The 16,514-nt window shown below is 46.7% G+C and carries 18 protein-coding genes; 10 read left to right on the top strand and 8 right to left on the bottom strand.

The features are described from left to right. Positions 1–80 precede the first annotated feature (80 nt). From AB0756_RS20830 to AB0756_RS20870, 9 genes are all read left to right on the top strand, one after another. Entirely contained in the window at positions 81–1,523 is a 1,443-nt protein-coding gene (locus tag AB0756_RS20830; RefSeq protein ID WP_038074317.1) for an NAD(P)-binding domain-containing protein, read from the top strand. Between the two features lie 97 nt (positions 1,524–1,620). After that, a complete protein-coding gene (locus AB0756_RS20835) occupies positions 1,621–2,289 on the top strand; it encodes a carboxylesterase family protein (protein ID WP_038074320.1) in 669 nt (222 codons plus the stop codon). A 6-nt stretch (positions 2,290–2,295) separates the two neighbouring features. Then, complete coding sequence (locus tag AB0756_RS20840; protein WP_038074323.1) at positions 2,296–2,637, top strand: class I SAM-dependent methyltransferase; 342 nt, start codon at positions 2,296–2,298, stop codon at positions 2,635–2,637. A 183-nt stretch (positions 2,638–2,820) separates the two neighbouring features. After that, positions 2,821–3,819, top strand: a complete 999-nt coding sequence (locus tag AB0756_RS20845) for an aldo/keto reductase (protein WP_038074326.1) — start codon at positions 2,821–2,823, stop codon at positions 3,817–3,819. A 31-nt stretch (positions 3,820–3,850) separates the two neighbouring features. Continuing rightward, positions 3,851–4,297, top strand: a complete 447-nt coding sequence (locus AB0756_RS20850) for a GNAT family N-acetyltransferase (protein ID WP_038074329.1) — start codon at positions 3,851–3,853, stop codon at positions 4,295–4,297. Positions 4,298–4,305: 8 nt separating this feature from the next. Next, the gene (locus AB0756_RS20855) at positions 4,306–4,974 is read left to right on the top strand and encodes an HAD family hydrolase (protein WP_038074332.1); all 669 of its coding nucleotides are present in this window, start codon (positions 4,306–4,308) and stop codon (positions 4,972–4,974) included. A 180-nt stretch (positions 4,975–5,154) separates the two neighbouring features. After that, positions 5,155–6,999 (top strand): ABC transporter ATP-binding protein, encoded by a 1,845-nt coding sequence (locus AB0756_RS20860; RefSeq protein ID WP_237265987.1) that lies wholly within the window; start codon positions 5,155–5,157, stop codon positions 6,997–6,999. 90 nt (positions 7,000–7,089) lie between these two features. Beyond that, positions 7,090–7,329, top strand: a complete 240-nt coding sequence (locus tag AB0756_RS20865; RefSeq protein WP_038074335.1) for a hypothetical protein — start codon at positions 7,090–7,092, stop codon at positions 7,327–7,329. Beyond that, entirely contained in the window at positions 7,326–7,592 is a 267-nt protein-coding gene (locus tag AB0756_RS20870; RefSeq protein ID WP_038074337.1) for a type II toxin-antitoxin system RelE family toxin, read from the top strand. The genes AB0756_RS20865 and AB0756_RS20870 overlap by 4 nt, the downstream gene beginning before the upstream one ends. 108 nt (positions 7,593–7,700) lie before the next feature. Here AB0756_RS20870 and AB0756_RS20875 read toward each other — a convergent pair whose 3' ends face one another. From AB0756_RS20875 to AB0756_RS20910, 8 genes are all read right to left on the bottom strand, one after another. Continuing rightward, on the bottom strand, positions 7,701–8,810 hold the full coding sequence (locus AB0756_RS20875) for an aliphatic sulfonate ABC transporter substrate-binding protein (RefSeq protein WP_050046620.1): 1,110 nt from the start codon (positions 8,808–8,810) through the stop codon (positions 7,701–7,703). Positions 8,811–8,832: 22 nt separating this feature from the next. After that, positions 8,833–9,108 carry a hypothetical protein gene (locus tag AB0756_RS20880; protein WP_202048675.1) on the bottom strand — a complete coding sequence of 92 codons (276 nt, stop codon included), beginning with the start codon at positions 9,106–9,108 and terminating at the stop codon, positions 8,833–8,835. Between the two features lie 58 nt (positions 9,109–9,166). Beyond that, positions 9,167–10,405: an acyl-CoA dehydrogenase family protein gene (locus AB0756_RS20885; RefSeq protein ID WP_038074343.1), complete on the bottom strand. Its 1,239-nt coding sequence runs from the start codon at positions 10,403–10,405 to the stop codon at positions 9,167–9,169. Between the two features lie 73 nt (positions 10,406–10,478). Beyond that, entirely contained in the window at positions 10,479–11,825 is a 1,347-nt protein-coding gene (locus tag AB0756_RS20890) for an LLM class flavin-dependent oxidoreductase (RefSeq protein ID WP_038074347.1), read from the bottom strand. 95 nt (positions 11,826–11,920) lie between these two features. Beyond that, positions 11,921–12,979, bottom strand: a complete 1,059-nt coding sequence (locus AB0756_RS20895; RefSeq protein ID WP_050046622.1) for a type 2 periplasmic-binding domain-containing protein — start codon at positions 12,977–12,979, stop codon at positions 11,921–11,923. Next, complete coding sequence (locus AB0756_RS20900; protein ID WP_050046623.1) at positions 12,969–13,778, bottom strand: ABC transporter ATP-binding protein; 810 nt, start codon at positions 13,776–13,778, stop codon at positions 12,969–12,971. The genes AB0756_RS20895 and AB0756_RS20900 overlap by 11 nt, the downstream gene beginning before the upstream one ends. Continuing rightward, the gene (locus AB0756_RS20905; protein WP_082051928.1) at positions 13,765–14,457 is read right to left on the bottom strand and encodes an ABC transporter permease; all 693 of its coding nucleotides are present in this window, start codon (positions 14,455–14,457) and stop codon (positions 13,765–13,767) included. Before AB0756_RS20905 ends, AB0756_RS20900 begins: the two co-directional genes overlap by 14 nt. Before the next feature lie 379 nt (positions 14,458–14,836). Beyond that, positions 14,837–16,075, bottom strand: coding sequence for an acyl-CoA dehydrogenase family protein (locus tag AB0756_RS20910; RefSeq protein ID WP_038074350.1), 1,239 nt, complete (start codon positions 16,073–16,075; stop codon positions 14,837–14,839). A gap of 17 nt (positions 16,076–16,092) precedes the next feature. On the opposite strand from AB0756_RS20910, the gene AB0756_RS20915 reads away from it, so the two are divergent. Then, positions 16,093–16,224 carry a hypothetical protein gene (locus AB0756_RS20915; RefSeq protein WP_272899976.1) on the top strand — a complete coding sequence of 44 codons (132 nt, stop codon included), beginning with the start codon at positions 16,093–16,095 and terminating at the stop codon, positions 16,222–16,224. Positions 16,225–16,514 lie beyond the last annotated feature (290 nt).

A 16,514-nucleotide genomic window follows, 5' to 3' on the forward strand; every position in this document is an offset into this window, starting at 1 on the left:
AAAACATAAAGATTATTACCCCTCTTCCCTTCTTTAGATAACAAGGACACACCCACGGTCTTTCACCCAGAGAGAGCAACATGACAACAACGACTGACCACGATTTTGGCGCTCGCGAGGCACTACGCTTACTGGGTCCCGATCCAGAAAACTGGGTGAGCGATCGCCCAGGCATCGACCACAACGTCACAATAGTAGGTGGTAGCGGCAGTGGGAGCACCTTCGCATTTGCGCTACGGCGTGCAGGCATCGGTCGCGTGACAACGATTGACGCAGCTGAGGACGAAACCCAAGCAGGAGTGTGGCTCACACGAGCGCGGATGAAAAAGCTACGCACGCCAAAGAACCTACCCGGTCCCGAACTGGGTATCCCGGAACTATCCTTCCAATCCTGGTATGAGGCGCGACATGGTGCTGAAGCTTATGCAGCGCTGGATCGCATTCCACGAGTAAAGTGGGCTGAGTACCTCAATTGGTATCGGCAGTTCCTGGGCATTTCAGTTCGGTACCGGACAAAGCTAGTGCGGGTTGAGCCAGCAGAAGGCTTCTTTCGCCTGCACCTTGAGGTGAACGGTACCCGGCAGGTGGAGACTACACGTAAGATTATCTTCGCCAACGGCGTAGCAGGTACTGGCGGTCCTTACATACCACCCGTACTCGCTAATTTACCACGCACGCTGTACGCACATACTGCTGATGCAATCGACTTCGACGCACTGCGAGGTAAGACTGTGGCAGTGCTAGGTGCTGCAGCCTCAGCTTTTGACGCAGCAGGAGTAGCGCTAGAATCAGGAGCAAAGGCAGTACATCTGTTTGCACGGCGCTCGACCATTGCATCCCTGCCAGTAATTCGGGTGCGGGGTTACCCCGGTGCTTACTACAACTATCCACAACTGCCAGATGCAGCTCGCTGGTTCCAAGCTTGGCGCTTTCGACAAGCAGGCTCTACACCTCCACCTGATGCGATTGAGCGTGCGATCGCGTTTTCTAACTTCCACCTCCATCTGTCTGCACCTTGGAAAACGGCGCAGGAAAAGGGCGGTCGTATTGTCGCTCAGGTAAACGACGATACTTTCGAGTTTGATTTTGCCATCGCCGGCACTGGTTACTTTGTCGATCCGACAAAGCGTCCCGAGCTAGCCGACTTTGCCCATCACATCGCTCTCTGGCGCGATCGCTACGAGCCCCCATCCGACCAGCGCAACGACGATTTAGGGACGCATCCCTACCTCGGTAGCGCTCACGAGTTCTTAGAAAAAATACCTGGTACCGCGCCCTACCTCAAAGACATTCATGTCTTTAACCCGGCAGGCTTCGTGAGCTTCGGTTTGCCTATCGGTGACGTACCTAGCATCCGGCGTGACGTACCAGCAATAGTAGGGCGTATCAGTCATGACTTGTTTTTTACCGACTGGGAGCAGCACGAAGCACGCATTACCAGCGACAACATCGCGCCGGACTTTCAAGATTCACTGTATGCCAAAGCAGTGTGGAAACAGCCAACAACAGTGGCAGTTAGTTAGTAGAGAGGACTGGAGACAAGGGAGACAAGGGGGACAAGGGGAAAATAGCAATCCCCAATCCCCAGTCTAAAATTTCCAACTTTAAGGAGTTACGACTATGCCAGTAGAAAAACGCTCATATGAGAGTAGCAATGGTTCTTTGCCTTATCTTTTTTCGTCGGTTGCTGACAATGCCAGTCAACCCGCGCCTCTGGTACTTTTTCTGCATGGAGCCAGAGATCGCGGTGACGATCTCAATGTGCTGCTGAAATGGGGTCTACCTCGTTTTGTAGATGTGTCAGGTCCATTACCCTATATTTTCGCAGCGCCTCAACTTCCTGAAGGACAGACTTGGGTGGAGCGAGAGTCAGATGTCATTGCTTTGCTCGATAATCTCATCGCCTCTCATCCCATCGATCCGTCTCGTATAATCTTGTCTGGGTTCAGCTTAGGTACGGCTGGAGCTTGGCATATCGCCGCTTCCCATCCCGGACGCTTTGCTGGGTTGGTAGCAGTATCGGGTCGCGTACCCAAGACATTAGAAGAAACTCAATTAGCTGCACTTAAAGAAATTCCCATCCAGATATTCCAAGGTGGAAAAGACGAAAAACTACCAATTGAGGATACAGAGTCTATTGTCGCTACTCTACGCGGGTTGGGTGGAACAGTAGATTTTACTCTACTCCGTGATGGCGATCATTTTATTGCCGATGAAGTATACGGCGATCCAAAGTTACAAGAGTGGCTGGTTTCACAAAGCCGTCACAACACTGCCTTAGTTGTCTGATACATTATGTCTTACGCTCAATCCGACTTCTGGAACCAAGCCTTCGCTAAATGGAAGGATGCTGGCACCGATCTAGATTGGGGAACTCAATGGACGAATGTTCATCTTCCGTTCCTTAAGTCTGCCAATGTTAAAACCGTACTTGACCTTGGTTGCGGGTCGGGTAATGACGTGTTACGTCTTGTACAACAAGGTTTTACAGTCATTGGTATGGATTTTTCAGATGAGGCAGTGCGACAAGGACGCGAGAAAGCAAAAAAGCTAGGACTAAACGCACAGTTTGTCATTGCAGACATGGCAAAACCTTTGTCATTTCAGAGTGCAAGCTTTGATGGCAATACAGCCTAACTAACTTGCGATCGCAATCTTTACTGAAGAAACTCATAGCATTTTGGATTTTAGATTTCAGATTTTGAATTGAGAAAGTCTTTTCTAGACTGCATTTCAATGAACTATCTGTCGTATTCTTTTTTCAAATTGGTATCAGTTTCTAAATTCTGCTGTTTTCAATCAACAACAATTAAGATCGCCATGACATTACCAACTACAAATCTCGGTAAAACAGGATTGACTGTTTCGCGCCTTACTCTTGGTACCATGACCTTTGGATTGCAAACTGACGAAGAAACTTCTAGGGTCATCCTCGACACAGCCGCCGATGCTGGTATTAATTTTTTGGATACAGCGGATGTTTATCCCCTTGGTGGTGGAATTGCTACTGCGGGACGTACCGAAGAAATTATTGGGCGCTGGCTCAAAGGCAAACGCGAACATTTCATCCTAGCGACTAAAGCTGTGGGCAAGGTTGGTCCTGCGCCTTGGGATCAAGGTGCTTCGCGCAAACATCTTTTAGATGCGATTGATGCTTCCCTCAAACGACTGCAAACCGATTATGTGGATCTGTATCAATTGCACTCTGATGATGCATCAACCCCCTTGGATGAGACTCTAGAGGCTTTGGATACTATAGTTCGGTCTGGTAAAGCACGTTATATTGGGGTTTCTAACTTCTTAGCTTACCGACTCAGCCGCGCTTTAGGTCGTGCTGATGTTCGCAATCTCACTCGCTTCGTTTCGATTCAACCCCGTTACAATCTGTTGTTCCGCGAAATTGAGCGAGAACTGTTGCCCCTAGCACAAGAAGAAGAGCTTGGTGTAATTCCTTACAATCCCTTAGCCGGAGGTCTACTCACTGGTAAACACAATCTTGCTCAAGGTCCCACTGAGGGAACTCGTTTCACCTTAGGTGCGGCTGCTGAACGCTATCAAGAACGCTATTGGCACGATCGCGAGTTTAAGACTGTTGAGGAATTACGCACAGTAGCAGATTTGGCTGGATTGTCACTGACTACCCTAGCAGTGGCTTGGGTTCTGGCTAATCCGATTATTACTGCTCCCATAATTGGTGCTAGCCGTCCGGAACAGCTTGCTGACAGTCTCAAAGCAGTGGAAGTCAAACTTGATGACAGTTTAAAACAAAAGCTAGACGACATAACCGCTGAATATCGTAGGGGAGATGCTGTGCGCTAAGATTCCTAACTCAGCGATTTTATAGAGCGATATGCTAAAAATTAGCCAAGCAAAATTGCATGATGCTGAAAACATTAAAGCTTTTTACAATCGGTGTGGTTATGGAGGCGATCTCAGTGAGGAAGCCTTAATATTCATTGCTCAATGGGAGGAGAGAATTGTTGGTGCAGTACGTTTGTGTCCAAATATTAAGTTCTTTGTGCTTCGGGGTATGCAGGTATTAGCTCCGTTTCAGCGTCAGGGTGTTGGCACGCAGCTACTTCAAGTCTGTACCGAGCAACTCGCCGAGCGAGTTTGTTACTGTATTCCGTGGCAGCATTTGAAATCGTTCTATCAACAAGTAGGGTTTCAAGAAGTTTCACCGATTGAGGTTCCAGACTTATTGCGTAAGCGATTTAGTAACTACATTTTCAGAGGAATGAATGTTATTCTAATGCGTCGGTTACCAATCGAACAACAAGCCCATCGTATTGAGTGATTCAATCAATGGTGAAATCAGTTCTTTTCGATTTAGATGGAACATTGCTGGATCGCGATACCTCGATTCAGGAATTTATCACAGCACAGTACGATAGGTTGATTGCCCACTTAAATCACATTCCTAAAGCGACTTACATCACTCGCTTCCTCGAGCTAGATTGCCACGGTTATATTTGGAAAGATAGGGTTTATCAAGATTTGGTCTCAGAATTTGCAATTATGGGGATCGGTTGGCAAGAATTACTTGAAGACTACGAAACCCAGTTTCAGTTTCATTGCGTTTCATTTCATTTCCTTAAGGAGACGCTGAGTGGGTTGAAACAGCACGGCTATTTGTTAGGGATCGTCACTAATGGATTGGGGCATTTTCAAGCTCGTGCGATTGATGGATTGGGAATTCGAGACTACTTTGATGTCATCTTGATTTCGGAAGTCGAAGGAGTCAGAAAACCCCAACCTGAAATTTTTCGGAGAGCCACAAATCGATTAGGAGTGACAGCCCAGGATAGCGTTTTTATTGGAGATCATCCTGAAGCGGACATCATCGGGGCAAAGAATGCTGGGATGATGGCGATTTGGAAACGGAGTCCACACTGGATGGAGGCAAAAGAAGCAGATGCAATTATCAATGAACTGAATGAAATTCCCTATATTCTTCAAGTCAATCGTAGATGAAAAGTATCAATCTTGAAATGGATGCGATCGCCCCAAAAAAATCTGAATGCTTGGGATCTAGCTCGATCGATATTGTGTCAAGTTGAAGGATACTTCTCAAAGAATGGAACGTATTAGCAAACTCACTGAAATCAGTGAAATACTAGCAGATTGTAATGATGATGTTAGGGAGAAACTGAAGTGATACGACGCGATGGCCGTTTTTTTATCAAAAGACCACGTTCACCTCAACCGTTCCAACGTGCTGCCGGTGCGCCACCTCTGCCATCAACACCCTTCAGGTTCATTTGCTATTTTGTTAACCAGTTCCGTTGGTGGTATGTGGCAATGGTAATTTTGGAGGTGATACACGCGACTTGTGGTATCATGCTACCTTATGCCATTGGCGAGATTATCCGAAGCGTAACGCGATCTACGGGCGACACCAGACCCATTTTTGATGCAGTGAGACAACCTCTGATATTGTTCACCGCTTTGAGTATAGGTGAAGTGGTATTCGGGCGATCGGCTGGTCTTGTGCAGACTCTCCTCCACCCGATCCACCGACAGCAAATCGTCCGCTCCCTATATGCATACTTGCAGCAACATTCGCATCGCTATCTGAGCAGTAGTTTTGCTGGGGCATTGGCACATCGTATTAGCGAAACCTCTCTGGGTGTGACGCAAACGATGCAAATGATGATTACTGAATTCATGCCAGTCATCATTGTATATACTGTCTCAGTAATATTACTCTATCGCGCCTATCCTCCTCTTGCTGCACTTGTGGGGATATGGGCAGTTCTTTTCATCAGCATTTCGTTTTGGTTAGCAACTCGTTGCCGAATTCACTCTCGAAGAGCTGCCGCTGCAAGAAGTGACACAACTGGCATTATCGTAGATTCTGTAACAAATCTCACAAGTAGCCGCCTGTTTGCTCGTTTGGGTTTTGAACGACGCTATTTGAATGAGCGATTAAAGTACGAACTCAAAGAGGTAAGAAAGTCAAACTGGTACTCGGAGCGAATCCGCTGGTTTCAGTTTATTTCAGCAGCTATTCTAAAAATCGGCACTCTGTATTACTCGCTCTACCTCTGGAGTCAAGGCAAAATTGCTGCTGCTGACTTCGTAGTAGCCACTAGTTTGTCGCTGTTGATCATCAGTGAAGCTCGTAATTTAAGTAAACGATTTCTAGAATTCTTTGAACATATTGGTAATATTGCTAATGGTGTCTGCACTATTGTTCAACCTCACGAGTTGGTCGATCGCGAGAACGCCATTGCCCATTCAATTACTCAGGGACGTATTGAATTTCGGCGAGTCAATTTTAACTATTCAACTGAGAAAAAAGTATTCCACAACCTTTCTGTGATCGTTGAACCCGGTCAACGTGTGGGACTAGTGGGCTACTCAGGCTCTGGTAAATCTACTTTTGTCAATTTGATTTTGCGGTTGTTCGACCCCCAATCCGGACAAATTCTCATAGATGGAGTCGATATTCGAGATATGACTCAGGATGCCCTCCACTCGCAGATCAGCTTAATTCCTCAAGATCCATCTCTGTTTCATCGCACGTTACTAGAAAATATTCGTTATGGGCGACTCGAAGCAAGAGATGAAGAAGTTTTTGAAGCAGCATCTAAGGCTTATGCTCACGATTTTATCGTGCCAATGGCAGAGGGTTATTATTCTATGGTGGGAGAACGCGGTGTTAAACTATCAGGAGGACAGAGACAGCGTATTGCGATCGCTCGGGTCATTCTCAAAGATGCACCAATCCTGATTTTAGATGAAGCCACCTCTAGCCTCGACTCGATTACCGAAAAAGCAATCCAAGATACCCTAGATTCAGTGATGCACAATAAAACAACCATTGTAGTGGCTCATCGCTTGTCTACTATCGCCCATCTAGACCGCATTTTGGTGTTCGATGCCGGTCGCATTGTCGAAGATGGTACCCACGCCGAACTTTTGGCACGCGGCGGTGCTTACTATAGGTTATGGAAAATGCAAGCAGGTGGATTTCTTCCTGTAAAAGCAGTTTAACAGTTAGTCAAATAATTAGATATACTTAAACAAGGAATTTCTACGGATGAAAATAAGTAAACTGTAGGAAACTTTAGAAGAGGTATAAACATGAAAACAGAACACGAAAGACAAGAAATAATAAAAGCTATCAACATACTGCTAAATCAAGCTTACGATAGTACTTTAGATGAAATTTACGCATTCCTACAAAAAATCGAAGCAGAAGAGGAGGAGAACGATTTAAGAGCCTATAATGCTGTTAAAAGTGATATAGAAAATAATAGTCTTATCGCATGGGATGAAATTAAAAAGGAAATTGCTGCTGAAAGAAAAAAGGACGTAGCGTGATTTACGAAATTAAATTCACAAAAGCTGCGCGAAAAATGTTTAGAAAACTATCTCAAGAATTGCAAGATCGCATACAAATCAAAATAGATGACTTAGCAATAGAACCACGTCCTAACGGAGTTAAAAAGTTACAAGGTAAAGAAAATTCTTATCGAATTAGAGTAGGTGACTATCGCATTATATACGATATTTTTGATAATGTTCTATTGATAAGCATTGTGGAAATCGGACATCGTAGCCAGGTATATAAAGACAACACTTAACAATCAAGAAAGCTTTGATGGGCAATGCCCACCTGATTCTATCAAAGTAATCGTTTATACTAAAAAGTTATAAGGGTTCAGCCTCGCATCTATAATCCAGTTCCTTTGCTAATTTGTTGCTGGGCAGACTGCCGAAGCTACATCTATCCGCTTGGGAATTACTTTTTGTTCCACCATCCAATCAGCAACTTCTTGAATATCAGCAATGACTTTCGATTCTAAAGGCAGTACTTTTTCAGGAGGTCGGTTGGCAACCACTCGTTTGATGACAGCCGGAGATAGCCCCATGGCTTTTTCTAAAATGGTGGCAGATTGTTGGGGATTTTCCGTTGCCCAATCTCCTTCTTTTTTGAAGATATCTAAAATAGCTTTCACGGCTTGAGGATGTTCGGCTAATACCGGGCGACGAACTACATAAACTCCATAGCTGGGAGCAGGATTGTTCTGTAGAATTCGACGTGCTCCATACTTTTCTTCCGCCGTTGAAAGTCCTGGGTCCCAAATTGACCAAGCATCTACATGTCCTTGCAGCAAAGCAGGTAGAGCATCAGTTGGCCCCAGATAAACTCGCTCAACTTTGTTTTCTGATATCTTTGCCTGCTTCAATGCTTGCAGAAGTAGAAGTTCACCGCCACCTCCCTTATTCACTGCAACTTTTTTACCTATTAGATCGGTAACCTGGCGAACAGGAGAATTTTTGGGCACAATAATGGTTTGTGACTTGACATCTGGAGGACGATATGCAAGCAAGCAAATATCTGCACCACCTGCCAATCCTGTAATTACCGGGATACTTCCGCCAGAAGCAATATCTGTACTCCGTGCGTTTAATGTTTCTAAAAGTGGCGCAAAATTAGGGAAAGGACCTACCCAACCGATCTGAATATTTTGAGAAGCTAGTTCTTTTTCTAACGTACCGCGTTCTCTAACAATGGGGAGCAATGCCCACTTGACGTAAGCAATCTTGATAGTGGTTTGATTTCCATTTTTGGCAGACTGATTGACTAGTGCAGTTTGAGGTTGATTTCCAGCAGATGCAGTAGTGGATTGATTATTGTTACCTGTATCGCATGCCGTTGCCAGAAAGCCCGAACCAAAGACAACGGTAAAAAATAAAACAAGTTTTTTCCAAGAAGAAACACGGCAACGTAAAGAAGGGGGGACGCGGAGAATCCTTTCCCCGCCCTCTGGTGTTCCCTTATCACGTTCATTAGTCATTTTCCTACCTCAGCTAATGGTCTCACGATTGGCAATAGTGTTTCACCCACATCTGTCGATCGCAGGTGGTCTCGCCAATAAATGGTGTAATAGCAGGTAAAATCTTGCACTCATCGGGAAATGCTAGCGCATCGGCAAAAAACACCATATCGAACTTGCCACGCTCCAGAGTTTGGGCAATTGTTTGATAAAATTCTGGTCCCAAAAAACCCAGTTCGGTCTGGGGATGTCGCCATATACCGTGGCTGAGAACTACATGGGACGAGTGCATAAAGCCGACAAGGTGCATTTGTTTCATAATGTGTCTCACGCGCATCCTGATACGTCAAGTAACTATGCAGTTAGATGTTGTGCCCTTAGAAAAATCCTCTCTGTGGCAGTGGCGTGCCGTTGATTTCGTAGTCTCCGATCGCACGAGCTTTAAAATGAGAAGGGTTGTGCGATGCTAGAGTACGTGCGTTTCGCCAATGGCGATCGAAGTTGTAGCTTTGTTTTGTTGTTGAAGCTCCACCCACTTCAAATAACAGGGTGGCTGAGCGTAGCGATAGATCGTCAACAATCAATTTGGCTTTAGCTGCACTGAGAGAAGCTGCTAGTGCCACTGCTGTCTCAAATTCCTCTCCCTCGGAACGAGCACCGTCTAGGCGATCGAGAGCATCGGCTGCTTGTAGCACGATCGCTTCGGCTGCAAAGGCGTTGGCTGCAATTTGACCGACAGTCTGCTGCAAGAGTGGATCGTCAACTGCTTGCTCGGCTACAGCATGGTAGAAAGTCCGAGGTCGGGTATGGACGAGCTTTTTTGCATCCTCCAAAACACTGCGAATAATGCCAGCGTTAATTGCTGTCAGAAACAATTGTGGGACAATGTTGTAAGGTGAGTTATCTTTGTCTGTATCTGTCTCAAAAAATACTTCATCTGCTTCCACGCGAACATTGGTGAATGTCGTAGTCCCCGTACCCGTTAGCCTTTGTCCGAAGCCGTCCCAATCATCCACAAGCTCAATTCCTTCGCGTTTGGTAGGCAGAAGTGCGATCGCTATGGTATCGTCAGGTGCTAGTACTCGCACGAAAATTAAGTCTGCATAAAGGCTACCAGTACTGTAATACTTCGTCCCGTTTAGACGATAACCGTCGTTATCGGGTGTTAATTTCGTATTCGCCACCGCGCCACCGCCAGCTCGTTTAACTTCTAGTTCGGTTGAAGCAAGTCCAATAATCGCCCCATCAACAACCGCCTTCAGCCATCGACGATTCCTCTCACTGCGCTCGGAACGCAAAATACGCTCCGTCACGGAGAAATGATTCCGCACAATGTGAGCAACGTTTGGGTCAGCTTCTCCCAATCGAATGACGACTTCAAACAGTTCCCGTGCTGAGCTACCGCCACCACCTTCGGAAACAGGAATTCGCAATGCACCCAGCCGCGAACGACGAATCAGTTCGACAACATCGAAAGGAAGGATGCGATTGCGATCGCGATCGGCAGCCCCCAAAGCGATAAAGTCGAAAAGCTGCTGGAGTTCCGGCGAGTTTGCTGTCAGAGGAGTCGAAAACTGAATTGTGGTATTTGAAACTTTTTCTAGACTCTTAATCATTGTTTCTATCTCCAATATGTAAAGTTTGCAACTTGTGAAGCAGTCCGATTTCGGTGCTTTTCTCAAATACGATCTAGGCTGGAACAGCTTGACGGTTTTCACGAGCATATCGGCTCTGCGGGCGTTCCAACCCATAATGCTCCCGCAGGGTGCGCCCTTTATACTCAGTGCGGAAAATACCCCGGCGGCGCAGTTCCGGTACTACAAAATCGACGAATACTTCTAGCCCTGAAGCGATTGCGTCTGGCACCACATTGAAGCCACCAACTGCACCTGACAAGAACCATTCTTCAATGGAATCTGCCACCTGTTCTGGAGTGCCAACGACAATGCGATGCATTGTACCACCACCGCCTAGAGCTTTAATCAACTCGCGCACGGTGAGATTGCCACGCCTAGCAACGTCAACTGCAACTTTGAACATAGTTTGATTGCTATTCACAGGTAGTGGCAAATTTTCAGGCAAACGCTCGTCTAACTTTAAAACCTCTGGCTCGACTTGAAGTATATTAGCTAACCTACCCAGACCGTATTCTATCGGTACTAATTCCCAAAGTTCTTGTTCGCGGCGCTTTGCTTCAGCTTCCGTGCTACCAATGACGGTGACAAGACCGGGTAAGATAACAATGGCATCTGGCGATCGCCCAAATTTGCGGGCACGGTTGCGTAAATCATTACTATAGGCAACTGCCTGTGGTAACGATTGAGCTGCAGTAAAAACGACTTCGGCATATTTCGCTGCCAAGTCTCGACCATCATCCGAACCACCCGCTTGAACCAAAACTGGCCGACCCTGTGGCGATCGCGGTACATTCAACGGCCCTTGTACTGAAAAATACTTACCTTTATGATTGATTGGATGGACGCGAGAGGGATCGATAAAGCGTGCAGATGCCTTATCACCTATAAATGCGTCATCCTCCCAACTATCCCAGAGGGCTTGTACAACCTCGGTAAATTCTCCTGCTCTCTCGTAGCGCGTATCATGGGAAATGACATCAGTCTGACCGAAGTTATATGCGGCTTCAGGGTTGGCTGTTGTAACAACATTCCAGCCGACACGCCCACCACTTACACGATCTAACGTCGCAAAGCGACGGGCAATATTGTAGGGTTCATTGTATGTAGTCGATGCGGTGGCGATTAAACCGATGCGCTCGGTAGCAGATGCCACTGCTGCTAGAGCGATGGTTGGTTCTAGCGATTGAAATGGACGGTACTCAGAATATTCGCCAAGGGCAGGATGATCGGCTAAAAAAATCGCATCGAAAGTGCCGCGCTCGCACAGCTGTGCTGTACGCACATAATATTGAATGTCTGCAAAAGCTCCGGGATCGCTATCAGGCCATCGCCAAGCCGAGCTGTAGTTACCAGCATTATTAAACAGCAGATTCAGGTGTAGTTGGTGACGATCTGTCATTGTCTTGATTCCTTTGAGATAGTCGGAACGACTAAAAAACTACCTGCTAAGCTATAGGAGAAAATATTCCATACCGTAAATACCGATCGGTAATTTCAGGCTGATAATGTCGTTGCCGAATTGAACTTTCGGCTGTGATGTACATTCACATTGATTTTTTTAGGAATTTCTCCCGCTTGAAACAACCTATCAGCAAGACCTTGCTGACGTTTGACAATATCATCATCAATTGGAATGAATGCTGCAAAATCTTGTGCTGCGAAATATTTTGCTAATTTAAGCTTCTGCTTCCGTTTTTCAACGTAAATCTTCTCGACGACATCGAGATTTTTGGCATACCAGTCATAGTGTTTGCGGACTCGCTCGAAGAAATCAGCCAGCGCCTTGCTTTTATCTGGATCGCGAATGACATCGCTACGGGCTGTGAAAGCACCAGCAGCAAGCATTCCTAAATCCTCTGCATGAAGCAAAATACGGGCTTCACCACTGTCTAGAGCTTCCTTAATCGTGCCAATACTTCCCGAAAACACGTCAGCACGCCCTGCTTTGAATGCAGCACCAGCCGCAGATCCGTCAACAAGTTCTATGTAATTGATATCGGTGACCTTTAGCCCCGCTTTAATACGCGACAAGACATACATGAAATAATTGATACCACCAAAATTCGAGACCCATTTCTTGCCTCGCAAATCTGCTAGTGTCTTAATATTGGCACTGTTGCGTACAGCCGTGATGGTTGCTCGGTATTCCGGACCGGGATTCTTCCTGTAAGCCACGTTTTGAAGGGGAGCGGTTTCCTCCGTCCATTCAATTTTTGCACGCCCTTGCTCTACAATCAGTGAAGTATCACCCACCAAACCAACATCAATGGCTTTAGAATAGAGTGCAGCCAACTGAGCGGCAGGACCGGGAATAACTGCCCATTGCAGATCGAAGGTTAATCCCTCCAACACCCCAGATGCGGCTACAGTTTCTTGTAAGGCATTATCCTGTTGTCCGACAATTAGTTTGACTCGACCTGAGTTGGAACTTACAGAACTTGCTATGGATGAATTGACACGGTTATCGCTCTGGCGGAGGTCGCGGCAGCTAACGATCGCTCCCGCAGTGATTGCGCCAAGGGATAAAAAAACTTCTCGTCGGCTAAATCTCACGATCGGATCTCCAGTTTGATATGACTGCGTTTTGGATCGGTTCAGTGGGTGGTTTGGCGTGGTTTGGAGCAACGCCAAGTTCTGCAAGCAGACGGACGCGGAGCGCTGCAAAGGCGGGATCTGCGCGATCGCGAGGTTTGTCCGTGTCAATTGTTAGATCGAGATTAACAGACCCATTTGCCAGTACCAGAATGCGATCCGCCAGCAGAATTGCTTCATCAACATCATGGGTGACAAGAACAACAGCAGGATGGTGGCGTTCCCAGAGTTGGGCCACGAGTTCGTACATTTTGATGCGGGTTAGAGCATCGAGGCTAGCAAATGGCTCATCGAGAAGCAACAAACTCGGCTGTCTTACCAAAGCTCGGGCAAGAGCCACCCGTTGAGCTTCTCCACCAGAGAGGGTTTTGGGCCATGCATCAGCATGGTTGCGAAGACCTACTTCTTCCAAAGCTTGCAGTGCATCCCGCCGTGCAGCACGTCCTTGGCTTCCCAGGACTACGTTTTCCCAGACTCGCTTGGCAAGAACCAACCGAGGTTCTTGGAAAACAACTGAGCGGTTTGCGGCTACTCGCACCGAGCCGCTATCGGTGCGATCGAGACCGGATAGCAGACGCAGCAATGTAGTTTTACCAGTACCAGAGGGACCAAGCACTGCCACAAATTCTGCTTGATGAATTGTCAGATTGATGCCATTGAGGACAGCCCGCTTGCCAAAGACACGACGAACGTCGGTAAGTTCAACGGCATGTAAGGTGCTAATCTTAGCTGGTGCGTGCGTGTAATTAGTTAAGGACAATGTTTGGCCTCCAAGGTAGTGCAAGCCGCTCGAGCAGACGCATCACGATATCATTGGCGATCCCAAGTGCTGCATAAACAATGATGCCAGCAATTATGATGTCGGAGCGTTGGTTTGCATTGGCATTGTTGAGGATATAGCCGATACCCGATCGCGCATTGATTTGCTCGGCTACAACCAGCGCCAGTAAGGATGTTCCCGCAGAAAAGCGTAAACCGACCAGAATAGAAGGTAATGCGGTTGGGAGGATGACATACCGCACTGCCTGCCGGCGAGAGAGCCCAAAGACGGTGGCAGCTTCTAAGAGTTTGGGATCGACACCCCGAACACCGGCGTAAGTATTTAAGTAGATAGGAAAGATAGTGGCAACAGTAATGACAATAATTTTAGCTGTCTCGTCAATGCCAAACCAAGTGATGAAGAGCGGCACGAGGGCGATAAATGGGATCGTCCGCAACATCTGAAGTGGCGCATCGAAAATTTCTTCCCCAACACGCCACAAACCAGCGAACAATCCGAGCACCAGACCAATGCTTCCACCGATCGCCAGCCCTGTCAGAGAACGAGATAACGAAGTCGGTAGTGCATCTTGTAGCTCGCCGAGCCCGATCAACTCTCCAAAAGCCGCTAAAATATCTGTCGGCGACGGGAGGATCTCAGATGGAATGATGCCAAACATAGAGACTGTCTGCCAAAGAATGGTAATCAATACTGGGCTTGCCACTCTCAGCAGTCGCCCACGCCATAAATCCCATACTTCACGCCAAGGCGATCGCTTTATTCTGGCACTGAGATCGACGAGGACTAGAGATTGACTGGATAATTCTGCCTGCGGTTGAACCTTACTGGAATTGAAAGCACTCACGGTAAGAATCCGAATTCTGTATTATGGTGACTTAAGATAATGTGATAATAATTTAATTTCCCAGAAAGACTTTTCCGGTCGAGCGACAGCTGAAATGACTGGGTAATTTATGTGATAGCAGTATCTAAAGGAAGCGAGATTTAGAGCTTCCTTCGCTTCTCTGAATTCAACCCGAGTCAATGGAGCTTCTGCCTTAAAAAAATGCGGCTGTTGGCAGAGGTGTGCCATTAATTTCGTAGTTGCCGATTGCGCGAGCTTTGAGGGAAGCAGGGTTGTGTGAGGACAAGGTGCGGGCATTGCGCCAGTGACGGTCGAAATTGTAAGCCTTTTTCGTTGTGGAAGCTCCACCCACTTCAAATAACAAAGTAGTTGAGCGCAGTGTCAGTTCATCAACAACCAATTTTGCCTTGCTTGCCCGCAGAGAAGCCTCAAGAGAAGCGGCTGATTCATCCTTGCCTTTGGCTCGTGCGGTAATGATGTCATCGAGACCGTCAGCGGCGCATAGGACGATCGCTTCGGCGGCAAAGGCATTAGCAGCAATTTGACCGACTGTCTGCTGTATGAGCGGGTCATCTGCTGCTCGCTCGGCTGTAGAATGGTAAAAAGTTCTGGGTCGTTTGTGGACGAGGTTAATTGCGTCGCGGAGAACATTGCGAATAATACCAGCGTTAATTGCAGTGAGGAACAACTGCGGGACGGTAGCATTGTAGGTTAGGAGACTGTTATCTGGGTCAGTATCAAACACCACTTCATCAGCCTCTACGCGTACATTTGTGAATACAGTTGTTCCAGTCCCCGTCAGCCTTTGTCCGAAGCCATCCCAGTCGTCTACAAGCTCAACCCCCTCTCGTTTGGTTGGTACAATGGCAGTTGCTGAAGTCCCATCAGGTACTAACAAACGCACAGCTACGAAGTCTGCATAAAGGCTGCCAGTGCTGTAATACTTCGCTCCATTCAAACGATAGCCACCGTCATCAGGTGTCAATTTTGTATTCACCACTGTGCCGCTCCCGGCTCGCTTGACTTCCAGTTCGCTCCCAGCAAATCCAAAAAATGCTCCATCAACGACTGCCTTTAACCACCGACGATTTCTTTCGCTGCGCTCGGAACGCAAAATCCGCTCGATGACAGTGAAGTGATTCCGCAGAATGTGAGCAACGTTTGGATCGGCGTCTCCCAATCGAATCGCGACCTCGAACAGATCCCGCACGGTACTACCACCACCTCCTTCAGCAATAGGGATTCGCAATGCACCCAGTCGCGAACGACGGAGCAGTTCGATAACGTCGAAAGGAAGGATGCGATCGCGATCCCGCTCGGCAGCCCCCAAAGCGATAAAATCGAAAAGCTGTTGGAGTTCCGGCGAGTTTGCCGTGACAGGAGCAGAGAACTCAACTGTGGTTTCTAGAACTTTTTGGGCAATCTTGTTCATTGTTGTTCTCTTTATCTATGGTTGCTGACAATTCAGATGAAAACGCGGGTGCGATCGTCTCAAGACAGGTGTTGATACAATCCTTTAACTTGGAGCAACAAGCAATTTATGAGTTTTGGATATTGGGAGCGTTAAAATATCTTCAGTAGTCGTATTTCGAGATCCTACTTTGAGTGATGCTGTCTTCACTGAGTAGGTAATTAAATGGCTAACTGAGCGATCGAACGATGAATTCTGACTGGAGGTACAGGTGGTAGAAGTTGATTGCTTACACTCCTCTATATTATACGATATTTTTGTAAAAACTACTGTAATTCTATCAATTTATAGTAATATATTATTGAATATCTAAAAAAAAGGTTTTCTTAAGAAAATTAAATTGTTAGATACCCCAAGCGATTAACAACGCTTTTACCTATCTTTACAAATACCTCACCAG

The organism is Tolypothrix campylonemoides VB511288_2 (genome assembly GCF_045999855.1).
GTDB classification, from domain to species: domain Bacteria; phylum Cyanobacteriota; class Cyanobacteriia; order Cyanobacteriales; family Nostocaceae; genus Scytonema; species Scytonema bouteillei_A.

Coding starts and splice junctions, on each gene's coding strand:
- AB0756_RS20845 (WP_038074326.1), top strand. CDS start 2,821: ATGACATTACCAACTACAAATCTCGGTAAAACAGGATTGACTGTTTCG.
- AB0756_RS20915 (WP_272899976.1), top strand. CDS start 16,093: ATGGTTGCTGACAATTCAGATGAAAACGCGGGTGCGATCGTCTCAAGA.
- AB0756_RS20875 (WP_050046620.1), bottom strand. CDS start 8,810: ATGACTAATGAACGTGATAAGGGAACACCAGAGGGCGGGGAAAGGATT.
- AB0756_RS20850 (WP_038074329.1), top strand. CDS start 3,851: ATGCTAAAAATTAGCCAAGCAAAATTGCATGATGCTGAAAACATTAAA.
- AB0756_RS20880 (WP_202048675.1), bottom strand. CDS start 9,108: ATGAAACAAATGCACCTTGTCGGCTTTATGCACTCGTCCCATGTAGTT.
- AB0756_RS20865 (WP_038074335.1), top strand. CDS start 7,090: ATGAAAACAGAACACGAAAGACAAGAAATAATAAAAGCTATCAACATA.
- AB0756_RS20855 (WP_038074332.1), top strand. CDS start 4,306: ATGGTGAAATCAGTTCTTTTCGATTTAGATGGAACATTGCTGGATCGC.
- AB0756_RS20885 (WP_038074343.1), bottom strand. CDS start 10,405: ATGATTAAGAGTCTAGAAAAAGTTTCAAATACCACAATTCAGTTTTCG.
- AB0756_RS20840 (WP_038074323.1), top strand. CDS start 2,296: ATGTCTTACGCTCAATCCGACTTCTGGAACCAAGCCTTCGCTAAATGG.
- AB0756_RS20835 (WP_038074320.1), top strand. CDS start 1,621: ATGCCAGTAGAAAAACGCTCATATGAGAGTAGCAATGGTTCTTTGCCT.
- AB0756_RS20830 (WP_038074317.1), top strand. CDS start 81: ATGACAACAACGACTGACCACGATTTTGGCGCTCGCGAGGCACTACGC.
- AB0756_RS20905 (WP_082051928.1), bottom strand. CDS start 14,457: ATGTTTGGCATCATTCCATCTGAGATCCTCCCGTCGCCGACAGATATT.
- AB0756_RS20910 (WP_038074350.1), bottom strand. CDS start 16,075: ATGAACAAGATTGCCCAAAAAGTTCTAGAAACCACAGTTGAGTTCTCT.
- AB0756_RS20890 (WP_038074347.1), bottom strand. CDS start 11,825: ATGACAGATCGTCACCAACTACACCTGAATCTGCTGTTTAATAATGCT.